The organism is Desulfobacca acetoxidans DSM 11109 (genome assembly GCF_000195295.1).
GTDB lineage: Bacteria > Desulfobacterota > Desulfobaccia > Desulfobaccales > Desulfobaccaceae > Desulfobacca > Desulfobacca acetoxidans.
This window is the reverse complement of the sequence record NC_015388.1, coordinates 1514407-1528126: the sequence shown is the minus strand read 5'-3', so window position 1 is coordinate 1528126 and position 13720 is coordinate 1514407. Positions and strand designations below refer to the sequence as shown.

Genomic DNA, 13720 nt, shown 5'->3' with positions numbered 1-13720 from the left:
TGGTTACCGGTTTCAGGTTGTTGGCCAGCTAGGGTGCCCATACCGGATATTCAATATAATATTGTAGGCTTACACCAAAACTGCCGGGTATCGGCAACAGATCGCGGATATATTCCCGAACGTATTGGTTCAGCTTGGCAATGCCGGTTTTCGGAACAATGACTACATCGCCCCCCCGCAATTCTACGTCGTTTAAGATACTGTTGCCTTTCAGCGGTTCGGCCAGATTAGTCTGAATCCACTCCGGCTTCTCAAAATATCCCCGGCGCAAGATAACCACTCGGGAGAGATCGCCGCTATCTTTGATCCCCCCACCTTTCATAATCCCCTGAATTGCTGTCAGGCGGCCTTCTAACTTAATCAATTTGGGGGCGTTAATTTCTCCTCCGACGAATACTTCCTGGGCCGTTGCTTTGGTAAGGGCAATCGTTAGATAACTCTTCTTGAAATGAATCTTTTTGGCCGTTGTATCGCCCACCAACAAGGCAATGTCGGGTTTTTTGATATATTTCCGGTAAGAGGCGATTAACTGCTGCCGCAATTCCTCCGGCTGCCGTCCGGCTGCTTTTACCTCCCCCACCATCGGCAGCGACACCGAGCCGTCAGACGGGATTCTTACTCCGATATTCAGTTCCGGATTATAGATAAAACGCAGGTCGAAGTAATCGCCTTCCTTTAATACTTCCCCATAACGACTCTGATTTACAAAGTTCTGATATTTTGTGCTGGCGGTTTGCCGCAATTCCTCCAGGGTCAAACCACTCACCGCGACCTCGCCGATCAGCGGCAGGACGACCTTGCCGTCCGGACGGACGGTGACTTCGGTATTGAGTTCGGGATTGAGCAGAAACTTAATGGCTAAGGCATCCCCCAAACCGATGCGGTACGATTCTTCCACTACCGCACCTGGAGGTGGTGCGGATAAATCCGGATAGCTCCTTCTCTCTATCCGGTCCGGACCCGAACAACCTGATAATAATATCCCCAGAAACAACATCAATAGTATTCGATGCCGCATCGTAAAACCCCTCGCCCCGGATCGCCGTTTTTCTCCGCCTCCAACCCGGTATTATGAGAGTTCAACCTGATGGTGGTATTTCAAAAAACTGTCGGCAACAATCCCTTAAATAATAATATCCTTAATATTTCCACAACTTGCGATAAATAAAACCTGGTATGGGATATTTCCGGCGGTTTAATACCAATTCCAATTTTTCCCGCACCTGGGGAGAAAATTTGGCAATGGCATTGCTCACCACCGGCGCCCGAGATATTCCGGCAGCAATGATCAACAGAACGTTATGGACATAATGGGCAAACAGATTTGATTCCAGGTATTCATTGATCGCCGGACCATCGATAACGATGAATGAATAGTGCGTTGCCAATTTTCGGAAGACGGTATGCAGACGATCATGCTCCAATTCTCTGCTCCGTTCCTCTTTATCGCCGCCCGCCCCTATGACCCACACATTAGACAAATCGGTCGGCTGGGCAACCTCTGCACTATCTCGGGCTCCCGTCAGCAGATCAATGAAACCGATATCCTGTCGCAGCCCCCATGCCTGGCTGAGACAGGGATAATGAAAGTTGCCATCGATTAAAAGAATCTTTTCCTGTTTATTTCGAGCGGCAACATTAGCCAGTCCCAACGCCACCGTAGTGGCGCCTTCTCCTTTCGTAGCAGAACAGACCAGCACCAGGCCAGGTGTCTTTTTGACCTCTTTTACCATTAAGTATTCATATAAGTTGGCAAAATATCTCTGGGCTGGCGGTTTCCGGACGAGGCGCAATGTCCCGGTATAATCTATGACTTCTGTGTCTGTCCGGGGTGATTGGGGAGCCTCCAGTCCGGCGGGAAGGGTCCGGGGACGGCTAAAAATATCCTGCCAACCTGAAAAGAACTTTCTGCTTTTGATATTTAGACCCATATTAAGCCCTTACTCGTAATGAGAAATTCTAAGATTTAGAGTTCCGAGTTGCTAAGAAAATAACTGCTGCCCGGACTAGAAAGCATGTGGTGCCAGTGAACCATTGAATGGTCTGCGGCTGATATAAAAAGCATGACAACTACAAGAATATCTTAGCCGGACACCCGGCGCGATATAACTCAGTTAACCTAATACGCCCCTCTCTTCTTAAGCACCGCGGCAACAGTCAGCAACAAGATCTGCAAGTCTAGCCAAAAGGACCAATGATCGATATATTGCATATCGAGTCTCATCCATTCCTTAAAAGAAAGAGAGCTGCGACCTTGAATCTGCCAGAAACAGGTTAAACCGGGTCTGACGCTGAAGCGCCGTCGATGCCAGTCCTCATTAAAACCTTTGTAATCGCGCACCGGCAGGGGTCTCGGACCTACCAGACTCATGTCGCCAGCCAAAACGTTAAAGAGCTGCGGCAGTTCATCAATGCTGGTCCGACGCAGGATGTTGCCGAGAGGGGTCACCCGGGGATCATCCTTTATTTTGAAGACCGGACCATCGGCCTCATTGAATTTCTTTAATTCATCCTGTCGCTTCTCCGCGTCAGGAATCATGGTACGAAACTTGTACATCTTAAAAAGCCGCTTATTAAAGCCCAGTCTCTCCTGGACAAAGAAAACCGGTCCCGGGGATGTGAGTCTGATCAGAAAAGCCACCACGAGAAATAATGGTGAGAGAAACACGATTAACATGAGTGATGCGATAAAATCAAACAGTCGTTTCCCAGCCAGCGGCAATCCCCCTAGAATGCCGTTGTAGACAGAAATCACCGTGTTGTCAGCAAACTGCTCAAACTTGGAGCGGGCCAACTTAAGATTGCGCAGGAGATAGAAACTGTCTGAAATAAACCGGACCATCACCCCCTGCTCCAAACATTGTTGCACAATCCTGGAGACCTCCCGATAAAACGTATTTAAAGGAAGATCAATGATGACCTCATCAACCACATGACCCCTCAAATACTCAGGAAAATCTTTAAAATCCGATACTAATTCGTAATCGGAATCCCGAAATTTTTTCATTCCCGGCCATTCCCGATCGACAAAACCAATGACCCGATAGCCCAATTCAAGCTTATTTTCGATTGATCGGGCAAAATCTACCGCCCGCGAGTTTGTGCCCACAATCAGGACGTAGGTTATTTGCAGACCGCGACGCCGTAAAAATTCCAAAAAAATTCTCAAGGAAATCCGGATTATTATTTTCGCCACGGTAAGATAAAGCCAGAAGAGAAAGAGGAATATCGGGGTGGCAATGGCGACTTGAAAGATTACGCTCATCAGATAAAGCACCAGAGTGCAGGAAGTGGTGGCATGCACAACGTCGATCAAATCCGTTTTCCAGGATTCAAAACGCCGCGCCTGATAGAGATTAAACAGGTTGAGCAGCGCATACCAGATCGCCATTAAGATCAATATTATCAAAAAATTGCTGAATTTGAGGCGAATGGAAAGAAAATCCCTGAAACCCAGACCCTCTAACTGTTTCGATACCGACGAAGCGGCCAGCACAAAACAGACCAGCAGAGTGATCTGATCCAAAATCTTTATTGATCCAATAATTAACTGGCGATTTATACTATTCACTTTAATATCCGCGTCCGGAGACTCCTAAATCTGGAAACTTTTTCGCTCCGGACATTGTCTGACGCCACCTTTTTAAGGATTTATCGGTAATTAGGCGTCAAAAGGTTAAAAAAATAATATGAAAGTTCTATACGATTTAAATACCTGCGAATCAAACTAGACAATGCACTTTAGTTGCTCGGGGCCAATACCAGATTCGCTCCTATGGATAAGCCTGCCGGTACTGCAAGGTTGTAGAGCGAAAAAGCGGATTCCGTCCCGCCGCAGTTGGAAAACGATTGCTGCACAGGCTGGAAGCCTGTGCCACCGGGATCTGAGAAAACAGCACACTAGTGCTAATTCGCCCGCACATGATATACTCAATTTTATAAGGGTTCCCCCCAGGCATAACGGGGAAGAGAGGATATGGCAAAGATATATATTCTACTATTTAATATCAACTACTTTTAGATAATAAATCTGGCTAATGATAGATTTTTAGAGCCGCGGCGATCCTTCGTGTTCGCCCTGACTATCTTTTTTGTGCACAACAGTCCGATACTTCGTAATAAATGAAGTCGCAAGGGGAATGGGGAAAATGCACAGACCTGTTTTAGTGCTCATGGGAGTCTTGCTGCTGGCGGTTATGGGATGTAATGCCGAGCCGCCCAAGATCGGGGTGGTGGACGTGATCAGGGTAACCAATAATTCCGTTGCCGGCAAAATGGCCAACGCAGAACTCAATGTCCTGATCAAAGCCAAACAGGCGCTGGTGAAGGAAAAGGCTGAGGCTTTCGAGAAGCTGAAAAAAAGTCCCAGGAAGGAAAATGCTGCGGCCAAAAACTTGAAAGAGGTCGAATTGAATAAGGCAGCCGTCGAATATCAGAAACTGGTTGCCGCCTCTGATGAAGAAATCAAAAAGAAAGCGGCGGAATTGCGAGGCAAAATATTTGAGCAGATAAGAAAGGTTTTGGAAACCATCGGCAAGGAAGATAATTTTCTCCTGATCCTGACAACCGAAAATGCCCCGTATTTCCAGAAGACCATAGACATCAGCGAGAGGGTCATAAAAAAATATGACGAAATGAATCAGGCCAAATAGGAACCCCGACTGAATTCAGGGGGCTGCCCCTCGATCTTTAACCGATAGCCCACCCCCGGTTCGGTTATCAGGAAAACCGGCCGCGCCGGGTCATCTTCCAGTTTTCGGCGCAGATTGAGAATGAAAACGCGCAGATAAATATTCTGTGCAGTCGCGCCCGGTCCCCACACCTCTTTTAAGAGTTGCCGGTGAGTGACCACCTTATCGCGGTATTTTATGAGCGTACCGAGCAGCTTGTATTCGATGGGGGATAGGCGGATTTCCTCCTGGTCGCGCCAGATCTGGCGGCGCTCGAAGTCGATGGTGATCTTTCCAAACCTGACCGTGGTTTCGCTGGCGCCCTCTTCGGTCGGCACCGCCCGTCTGAGGACCACCCTGATCCGGGCCAGCAACTCCCCCATACCGAAGGGTTTGGTAAGATAGTCGTCGGCTCCGGCGTCCAGATTGATGATTTTCTCCCTCTCCTGGCCTCGGGCCGACAGAACGATGACGGGCACCTGGGACCATTCCCTGATCTGCTTAATAATATCGATGCCGTCCATATCCGGCAGCCCCAGATCCAATAAGATCAGGTCAGGCACCCTGGCGAAGGCCTGGGCCAACCCCTCCTGGCCCGTTTCTGCTTCAATGAGTTCGTATCCCTGGGTCACCAGCGTGAGGCGCAGAAAGCGCCTGATGTTGGCATCGTCTTCAATCAACAGGATACTAGGCTTCATTTCGAGTCTCCTGCTCCAGGTCTAACATCGGTTCCTGCCAATCGGGCTGGTCTCCCGTAAAGGGCAGCGTAAAATGAAACGCCGCTCCTCCTTCCGGCCGGTTGATGGCGTTGATCTGACCGTCATGCGCCTCAATAATACAACGGCAGATGGCCAGACCCAGCCCGGCCCCGCGGATCGCGCCCGGCCGCGCCTGATAAAACTTTTCAAAAATCCTTTCTTCCTGGCCGGGAGGCAGACCCGGTCCCTGATCCGCAACCACCAGGTGCAGGGCTTCGGGCTCCAAAGCACCGGAAATTTCTATCTTTGTCCCTGGTGGGGTATATTTGCTGGCATTTTCTAACAGATTGATGAAAACCCGCTCTATCAGTAAGGCGTCCATCTGCACGAGCGGCAGGTCTTGAGGCAGGTTGATGGTCACCGAATGCTGCTTGAGCTGACCCTCCAATTGGCTCAAAGCACAGCCGATCACTTCTTCCAGGACATGCCATTCCTTGTTGATCCTGATCTCCCCGCTCTGCAGCCGGCTGATTTCCAGCAGGTTTTGGACGACCAGATCAAGTCGTTTGGCTTCCTCATAAATCGTCTGAATGAGTTCCAGGCGGATTTTGTCATCCAGATTCTCCTGCGCCTCCAGCAGGCTGCTGGCGGACCCGGCAATAACCGTCAGGGGAGTGCGCAGGTCGTGGGAGACGGAACTCAGCAGGGTGTTGCGGAAGCGTTCCGCTTCGACCTGCAACTGCGCCCGGCGGGTTTGCTGACTTAAGCTTTCCCGTTCCAGGGCCAGGGCGATCTGATGGCCCAAGGCCTCCAAAAGGCGGAGATATTCCACCTCTACATACTTACCCGTCGACGGCGACCGCCGCTCCAACCGCAGAACCCCGAGAACCTGTCGGTTGGCAGTCTTCAGGGGCATATACAGACCTTTAACCTGGGGAAGGGTTTGGGTTCCGGCTCCAGCCAGGCAGTTATTTTTAAAAACCCATTGGGCTACCATACCCTCCCGCACATCGTCTTGGGGCAACGGCTCACCGGCCCGCACCTCCAGATCATCCATATGCGGCAGGAGTATGCTTACCCGGCTGTCGAACAGACGGCTGATCTGCTCAACGGCAGCCGCCAGCAGTTCTTCCAGACCGGATTTCCCCAGCAATCCCTGGTTCATGTCGTACAGGGCGGTCGTCTGCCATTCCTGTTGGCGCGCCACTTTGGCCTGGTAGCGAGCCCGCGCCGTCAGGCCACTGATCAGGGTGGCAACTACTAACATCATCACGAGAGTGACGGTGTATTCGACATTCTCCACCCAGAAAGAGAAGTAGCGCGTAACAAAAAAGAAAGCGAACAACCCGATACTGAGTAAAGACGCCAAAATCGTCGGGCCGCGTTCAGACACCGTGGCGATGATCACCATGGTCAGCAGGTAGAACATCACCAGATTACTGAGGGGCAGATAATAAAATACTCCGAAGGCTAGAACAGTACAAAGTATTACGCCGGCCACCGCCAGGAAATAACCCTTCAGCCGCCTGGGTAGTTGCAGCGTTCGCCTCTTCCCCGGCTGCGGAGCCGTACTTTCCGGCGCCACCAGGTAGATATCCACTCCCTCCAGACCTCGGAGTAATTTTGTCGCCAGGGATGTTGTCAACCGGGAATACCATTTTTTCTGCTTCGATCTTCCCAGAAATATGGTGGTGATGCCATTCTGGCGGGCAAAGTTGATAATCTCCGCAGCAACCACCAGACCGGAAACCTTGAAGGTTTTGGCCCCCCAGGATTCGGCCGCCTGGAGACTGTGGACCGCATGTTCTCTATCACTCCTGGTTCCATCAGTATGGGAGGGGGTATCGACGAACAGGGCATACCATTCTGCCTTCACTCCCTCCGCCATCCTCCGGGCAGTCTGCACTAACTCGAGGGCGTTAGAGTCGGGACCCAGGCAGACCAGGAAGCGTTGTCCGGCCGGATGGCTGGCTGAATCCGGGGAGGTGATTCCTTCGACAGGGTCTCGATGGTTCGGGGGCATAGGGCCATCTGCTCCTGATAACAATAATTTTCCTAGTATACCCGATTATTAACCCATTTCCCATTCCCTTTTCCCCCTTCCCTCTTCCCTCCTCCCTGCTTCTCAGCGGCTCATGGTCAAAGGCCGGACAAAGGTGGCGATGAGCAGGAAGGCATTGCTCAAGACCACGGTAATAAGCATGGGCACGAAACAGGCCTTGATATAGCCCAGGAAGGAAATATGGTAGCCGGCCTTTTCCGCCAGACCCACGGTAACCACATTGGCGCTAGCCCCGATCATAGTGCCGTTGCCGCCCAGACAGGCCCCCAGGGCCAGGGACCACCACAGGATGCCGGTTTCAGCCCCCGGGATGGTGGTATTCAAAAAGGCCACTATGGGCAGCATGGTCGCCGTGAAGGGAATGTTGTCAATGAAGGCGCTGGCAATGGCGCTGACCCACAGGACCATGATCACTGCCAGGGTCAGATTCCCCCGGGAAACATCTAAGACCCATTCGGCAATGATCTGAATCAATCCGGTTTCCTCGGCGCCCGCGATGACCATAAACAGAGCGATAAAAAAGACCAAAGTGGGCCACTCCACTTCTTGTTCCAGCATCTCTACAATGTCTGCCCGGGAGATGGCCAGGAGGACCATGGCCCCGGTGAGCGCCGCAATCGACGGCTCCATGTGCAGCACGCCATGAATCACAAACAAAAAGATAGTAAACCCTAACATGACCAATCCCATCACTGTCAGTTTCATATCTTTGATGCGGTATTCCGATTTCATAAAATCAATGGTGCGTCCCACATCCTTCACGTCCGCCTTCAGGTAATCCCTTTTGTACCAGTATATATAGCACGTCACAGTAATGACCATGCAGATGGCAATAATGATAACCAAGTTCGTCACGAAATCCATAAAGGTCAGGTTGGCATAGGAACCGATAAGGATATTAGGCGGATCGCCGATCAGGGTGGCGGTGCCGCCGACGTTGGAGGCAAAGACCTCGGGAATCAACAAAGTCACAGGATTGATCTTCAACGTAACGGCAATTTCGATGGTCACCGGGATCATCAGCAGCATAGTGGTGACATTGTCCAGGAAGGCGGAACAGACCGCAGTCACTACCATGAGAATACCTGACAGGATAAAAATATTTCCCCTTGCCAGGGCATAGGATTTATAGGCCAGCCACTGGAACATGCCGGTCTTTTTCAGCACCCCGACGATGATCATCATGCCCATGAGCAGGAAGATGACATTCATATCGATAGCGGCAATGGCATCTTCAAAGGAAAGGATAAAGTAATTTTTGTCAAAAGTTCCAGCCGTATAGCTGATGAATAACACCAGTGCCGCCCCTAAGAGCGCCGCCAGAGTCCGGTGCATCAGTTCGGCCGCGATGATGATATAGACCAGCAGCAAAATAGCCGTCGCAAGCCAAAAAGCCGGCGTAATGGTTCTGGCCAAGCCAAAATCACCCTGGGCTTGAAACAGTCTGTTGCCGTCTTTATCAACCCCCGTTTGCAGCACTTGCACCGCTGTTGGGGCCAGCTTTTTCCAGGAAGGTTTGTAGGCCGCCACTTCCACCTTGGCCTCGGGCAGAGTCCCGGCGGGAAAAATAAATTCCGATAGAAAACTCCCTGATTTGTCGGTGGAAATCTTTTCGCCAGTGACGGTCCGGACATGTTGGCCGTTTACCAGCACTGCCACTTCCACTTCTTTCACCCCTTGTCCCTGGGGATTTTGCATCGCTCCAGCCAACGACAGCCTGTCCCCGGCCTGTGGCACCGCCGCCAGAACGGTCTGAAATCCTGCAAAGACCATAAGAGAAATCACCAGAACTACCGCAATAGCCGGATACCGTGCTTTTATCATATTAATACTCCTTATTTCGAATAGTTAGCAATAGTGCCAACAAAATATAAAAGGCCTCCCAGGTGACAGACTCCTCCTGGAAGGCCTTTCTGCTTACCGCCCTAAGGGGTGTCTTACGCACCCCTCAGCCTGAACTGCTTCCCTCAAGACATGAAGGAAATACACAGTGCAGGTCTGTTGGCCAGCGTTATCTATCGGCCGAATATGAACGTCTCATCCCCAACTTGGTGTCGGCAGGATGGTTTTTTCCTCTAAGGCTATTCCTCCCTTTTCTCTCTTCCCTGCTTCTCAGCGGCTCATGGCCAAAGGCCGGACAAACGTGGCGATGAGCAGGAAGGCGTTGCACAAGGCCACGGTAATGAGCATGGGAACGAAACAGGCTTTCATGTAGCCCAGAAAGGTTATGCGGTAACCGGCCTTCTCTGCCAGACCAACAGTGACCACGTTAGCCGATGCTCCGATCATGGTGCCGTTGCCGCCCAGGCAGGCCCCCAAGGCCAGGGACCACCAGAGGATGCCGGTTTCAGCACCGGGAATGGTAGTATTTAAAAAGGCCACGATAGGCATCATCGTCGCCGTGAAAGGAATGTTGTCGATAAAGGCGCTGGCGATAGCGCTGACCCACAGAACCATAATCACTGCCAGGGTCAGATTGCCCTGGGAGACATCCCGAACCCATTCGGCAATGATCTGGATCAGTCCGGTTTCCTCTGCCCCGGAGATCACCATAAACAGGGCGATAAAAAAAATCAGGGTGGGCCACTCCACCTCATGTTCTAACATCTCCACGATGTCCACCCGGGAGATGGCCAGCAGGAACATGGCCCCGGTCAGCGCCGCAATGGAAGGTTCCATGTGCAGCACGCCGTGAATAATGAACAGGAAAATGGTAAAAGCCAGCAAGGCCAGGCCCATGACTGTCAGTTTGACGTTGGTGATGCGATACTCTTCCTTCAAATATTCGATGGTACGGCCTACATCTTTGACCTCGGCTTTGAGGAAATCCTTTTTATACCAAAAGACATAGTAAATTACGGCAATTACCAAACATATGGCGCAAATTATGGTAAGATTTACCACAAAATCCGCAAAGGTCAAGTTGGCATAGGAGCCGATGAGGATGTTGGGCGGGTCGCCGATCAGGGTGGCAGTGCCGCCGACGTTGGAGGCGAAGACCTCAGAGATCAGCAGACTGATGGGGTTAATCTTCAAAGTGACGGCAATTTCAATGGTCACCGGGATCATCAATAGCATTGTGGTAACATTATCTAAAAAAGCCGACACTACTGCGGTGACTACCATGAGAATGCTCGCCAATACAAATATGTTACCCTTGGCCAGGGCGTAGGATTTGTAGGCCAACCATTGGAACATGCCGGTTTTTTTCAGAACGCCGACAATGATCATCATACCCATGAGCAGGAAGATGACATTCATGTCGATGGCGGCAATGGCGTCCTCAAAGGACAAAATAAAGTAGCTTTTGTCAAAGGTCCCGGCGGTGTAACTGATAAACAAGATAATCGCGGCTCCCAGCAGGGCCGCCAAGGTGCGATGCATCCACTCCGCCGCAATAATGACATACACCAGCAGCAAGATAAAGGTAGCAATCCAGAAAGCCGGGGTTATCTGGCGCTTAATATTGAAGTTCTGCTGGGCCTGGAAAAGCTTATTGCCCGCGGCATCCGTACCCGATTCCACCACTTGCACCGCGGTGGGCTCCAAAGGAACCCAGGAAGGTTTGAAGGCCTTAACCTCAACTTTGGCTGCCGGCAGAGTCCCCGCCGGCAACACAAATTCACCCAGAAAAGCCCCGGATTTGCCAGTGGCAACGTCTTCATCCTTCATGGTCTGGACATGCTGGCCGTTGACCAGCACTTCCACTTCCACCTCTTTGACGCCCCGCCCCTGGGGGTTCTTCATAGTTCCCGCCACGCTTAGCCGGTCGCCGGCCTGGTTCGACGGGACGGCCATGGCCGTCGTTCCGGCCAGAAGTCCGGCCAGGAATATCAAGGATAGCATAATTATAGAAATTTTTACGTTTTTCAGCATGAGCAATAATCCTTGGTCGATCAAGTCAGTTTAACTATCTTGCAGGTGCGGTTCGTGAACCGCACCTACGTACGGGGTGTCATAATTTATTTGGTCAACACCGGCATTCCTTGAAGCGGCCAGATCAAATAGACAAACACCATCAGTACGACCATCAGGATAGCATTGGCAATCCAGCCGTAGCCAAAAAATTCACCGGTAGTAAACTGCTTACTCTCATAAGCAATGGCGTTGGGAGCCGCGCCAATAAGCAGATTGAAAGGCATCCCGGCCGTGACCAGGGAGGCAAACAGAATAACATGGGGAGCAACGCCCAAGTACTTAGCAATAACCAGGGAAACTGGTAAAGAGATGGCGATGGCAGCCACATTCATAATAAAGTTGGTCATCATCAGGACAAAGAAGGCGATGCCCAGGACAAAGACCAGCCAATTAGCGTTGAGGAACATGGTAAGCCAGTGCACTGCCATCCACTCTGCGGCCTTGGTCTGCCAGAGACAAAAGCCGATGGACATGGCGCCGCCGAAGAGCAGGATGATGTTCCAGGGTATGGCTTCCAAATCTTCGACGGTGAGGGTCTTGGACATAAAAAAAGCCAGGGTGGCGATTAAAACAATACCGGCCCGGCTGAAAGGTTTAGGGATAAAGGAATTAATCATGAACAGAGCCACAACCACTGTCACGGTAACGATGACGAAGTATTCCTTGCCGCTCATTGGACCCAGTTCCCGGGACAGTTCCTTGGCCTTTTCCCGCAGGCCGACGATACGCTCCTTTTCGGGACGGAAGCAGAAGACGATAACCAGATAAATCAGGAATACCATCAGCCAACCGATGGGGAACATGTACCAGGTGAGTTCGAAGAAACCGATGTCCGAACCGGTGAACTCTTTGAACATACCCGCTGCGGCCACACCCCGGGCTGCGCCCAGGAAGGTGACGATGGACCCGGCGCCGGCCACCCAGGCCATGCCGATAAAGAGGCCCTTGCCAAACTTGGTGGGCTGATCGGAATCAGTATAAAGGGCATTAATGGCCAGCAGCAATGGGAAGACGGCGGCGGCCACTGCGGTGTGGGCCATAAGGTGTGTCATGGCGGCCGTAACAATAAAAGAACCCAGATAAATCATGGTGGTTCTCTCGCCCACCACATCCAGCATTTTATAGGCCATCCGCTTAGTTAACCCCGAAGCCGTGAATGCCATGCCAATGACCACGGAGCCAAAGATAAACCAGACGGATGGATCCAAAAAATCCCCCAAGGCTTGTTTGGCGGTACGGATAGAGAACAGGGTCTGAAAAACGCCGATAGCGATGGCCGTTGCCCCGATTGGCATGACCTCAAAGACCCACCAGATGCCTGCCATGAGAAAGAGTCCGATTGATAGCTTGCCAGTTGGGGAAAGCCTGAAAATCTTACCCGAAGGGTCTGTTGCATCCGGTAACCCTGGTAAAAAATAGAAAAGGACAAAAATACCGAAACCCAGGAGAATGAAAAAAATCCGTTTCCAATCAACAACCTTTTTGGGTGGTGCCAGAATGATCTCTTCAGGCATTTCCGGCAGGCCGGCGCTCATAGGAACTTTTTTGGTTTCCTCTGCCATAGTAGTTACTCCTTACCGATCTTTCAAATTGCGCTGAGGTTCAATCGCCCAGAACTACTTGTGAAATCTCTTGGAATAAGTCGCTCAAGCGCACCATGCCAGCTACCTTCTTCTCCAGAATGACCGGCATCATGCCAACGTCTTCGCGAATCATCAGAAACAGGGCCTTGGTGATGGGGTCGTTGCCGTCCACCGTAACCTTTATGGGACTCATCACCTCGCTCACCGCCTTTTGGGAGGCCTCCCTCATACCGGGGCCGAACATATCTCCCATGAGCACGGCCAGATTGGGGTCGGCCTTGATAAGACCAGAATCTTTGGCAAACCGGGGCTCCAGGCCGCGCAGGATATCGCGCAGGGTTAGCATACCCATGAGCTGATACTTTTCGTCGAAGACCAATACGGCCCGGGGTTCGAAACTGCCTTCAAACTTTATGGTTGCTTCCCGGATAATAGCCATAGCCTGGCGCAGGGTGAACCAGTACGGGATGTGAGGATAATCTTCCAAGGGGATCATCACATCTTTAACCTTTTTGGTGTATGGCATAATGACAGCCTCCTTATTAGGGAATGTTGGTTGAAAGTTAATGCGGTTCTTTTCGGTAATTCCTTATCTAATGGCAATTCGCTGACAAACGCAGCTTCGGGATAAAGGGAAAAATTTTCTGCTCGCCCTAAACGCTCGCCGTTGCACGCCATGGATATTTTTTAGCAAGGGGGAAGTTAAAAGGGGGTTAAAAAAGGGGATGGGGGTGTAAAAATTATGTTAAAACGAAAAAACCTCGGGCACAATAGCCGTTTTCGCTATCC

10 protein-coding genes are annotated in these 13720 nt (G+C 51.1%); 1 reads left to right on the top strand and 9 read right to left on the bottom strand.

The window, feature by feature from the left end:
• Window positions 1–28: 28 nt before the first annotated feature.
• From DESAC_RS16270 to DESAC_RS06605, 3 genes are all read right to left on the bottom strand, one after another.
• Entirely contained in the window at window positions 29–1018 is a 990-nt protein-coding gene (locus DESAC_RS16270; protein ID WP_013706298.1) for a polysaccharide biosynthesis/export family protein, read from the bottom strand.
• Between the two features lie 121 nt (window positions 1019–1139).
• Window positions 1140–1931, bottom strand: a complete 792-nt coding sequence (locus DESAC_RS06610; RefSeq protein ID WP_013706297.1) for a tyrosine-protein kinase family protein — start codon at window positions 1929–1931, stop codon at window positions 1140–1142.
• Window positions 1932–2119: 188 nt separating this feature from the next.
• Complete coding sequence (locus tag DESAC_RS06605) at window positions 2120–3526, bottom strand: sugar transferase (RefSeq protein WP_169311512.1); 1407 nt, start codon at window positions 3524–3526, stop codon at window positions 2120–2122.
• A 622-nt stretch (window positions 3527–4148) separates the two neighbouring features.
• Between DESAC_RS06605 and DESAC_RS06600 the strand changes: the two genes are divergently transcribed.
• A complete protein-coding gene (locus DESAC_RS06600; RefSeq protein WP_013706295.1) occupies window positions 4149–4652 on the top strand; it encodes an OmpH/Skp family outer membrane protein in 504 nt (167 codons plus the stop codon).
• Here DESAC_RS06600 and DESAC_RS06595 read toward each other — a convergent pair.
• The 6 genes from DESAC_RS06595 to DESAC_RS15175 form a co-directional block, all read right to left on the bottom strand.
• Entirely contained in the window at window positions 4640–5368 is a 729-nt protein-coding gene (locus DESAC_RS06595) for a response regulator (protein WP_013706294.1), read from the bottom strand. The two genes, DESAC_RS06600 and DESAC_RS06595, sit on opposite strands and share 13 nt — an antisense overlap.
• On the bottom strand, window positions 5358–7391 hold the full coding sequence (locus tag DESAC_RS06590; RefSeq protein WP_013706293.1) for a DUF4118 domain-containing protein: 2034 nt from the start codon (window positions 7389–7391) through the stop codon (window positions 5358–5360). Before DESAC_RS06590 ends, DESAC_RS06595 begins: the two co-directional genes overlap by 11 nt.
• Before the next feature lie 102 nt (window positions 7392–7493).
• Entirely contained in the window at window positions 7494–9254 is a 1761-nt protein-coding gene (locus tag DESAC_RS06585) for an ArsB/NhaD family transporter (RefSeq protein WP_013706292.1), read from the bottom strand.
• A gap of 288 nt (window positions 9255–9542) precedes the next feature.
• Window positions 9543–11306 carry an ArsB/NhaD family transporter gene (locus DESAC_RS06580; RefSeq protein WP_013706291.1) on the bottom strand — a complete coding sequence of 588 codons (1764 nt, stop codon included), beginning with the start codon at window positions 11304–11306 and terminating at the stop codon, window positions 9543–9545.
• 86 nt (window positions 11307–11392) lie between these two features.
• Window positions 11393–12910: an SLC13 family permease gene (locus DESAC_RS06575; RefSeq protein ID WP_013706290.1), complete on the bottom strand. Its 1518-nt coding sequence runs from the start codon at window positions 12908–12910 to the stop codon at window positions 11393–11395.
• A gap of 40 nt (window positions 12911–12950) precedes the next feature.
• Window positions 12951–13457 (bottom strand): CBS domain-containing protein, encoded by a 507-nt coding sequence (locus DESAC_RS15175; protein ID WP_013706289.1) that lies wholly within the window; start codon window positions 13455–13457, stop codon window positions 12951–12953.
• Window positions 13458–13720 lie beyond the last annotated feature (263 nt).

Excerpts from the sequence above, each read along its gene's own strand:
- DESAC_RS16270 (WP_013706298.1), bottom strand. The coding sequence starts at position 1,018 with ATGCGGCATCGAATACTATTGATGTTGTTTCTGGGGATATTATTATCA.
- DESAC_RS06610 (WP_013706297.1), bottom strand. The coding sequence starts at position 1,931 with ATGGGTCTAAATATCAAAAGCAGAAAGTTCTTTTCAGGTTGGCAGGAT.
- DESAC_RS06600 (WP_013706295.1), top strand. The coding sequence starts at position 4,149 with ATGCACAGACCTGTTTTAGTGCTCATGGGAGTCTTGCTGCTGGCGGTT.
- DESAC_RS06595 (WP_013706294.1), bottom strand. The coding sequence starts at position 5,368 with ATGAAGCCTAGTATCCTGTTGATTGAAGACGATGCCAACATCAGGCGC.
- DESAC_RS06590 (WP_013706293.1), bottom strand. The coding sequence starts at position 7,391 with ATGCCCCCGAACCATCGAGACCCTGTCGAAGGAATCACCTCCCCGGAT.
- DESAC_RS06585 (WP_013706292.1), bottom strand. The coding sequence starts at position 9,254 with ATGATAAAAGCACGGTATCCGGCTATTGCGGTAGTTCTGGTGATTTCT.
- DESAC_RS06580 (WP_013706291.1), bottom strand. The coding sequence starts at position 11,306 with ATGCTGAAAAACGTAAAAATTTCTATAATTATGCTATCCTTGATATTC.
- DESAC_RS06575 (WP_013706290.1), bottom strand. The coding sequence starts at position 12,910 with ATGGCAGAGGAAACCAAAAAAGTTCCTATGAGCGCCGGCCTGCCGGAA.
- DESAC_RS15175 (WP_013706289.1), bottom strand. The coding sequence starts at position 13,457 with ATGCCATACACCAAAAAGGTTAAAGATGTGATGATCCCCTTGGAAGAT.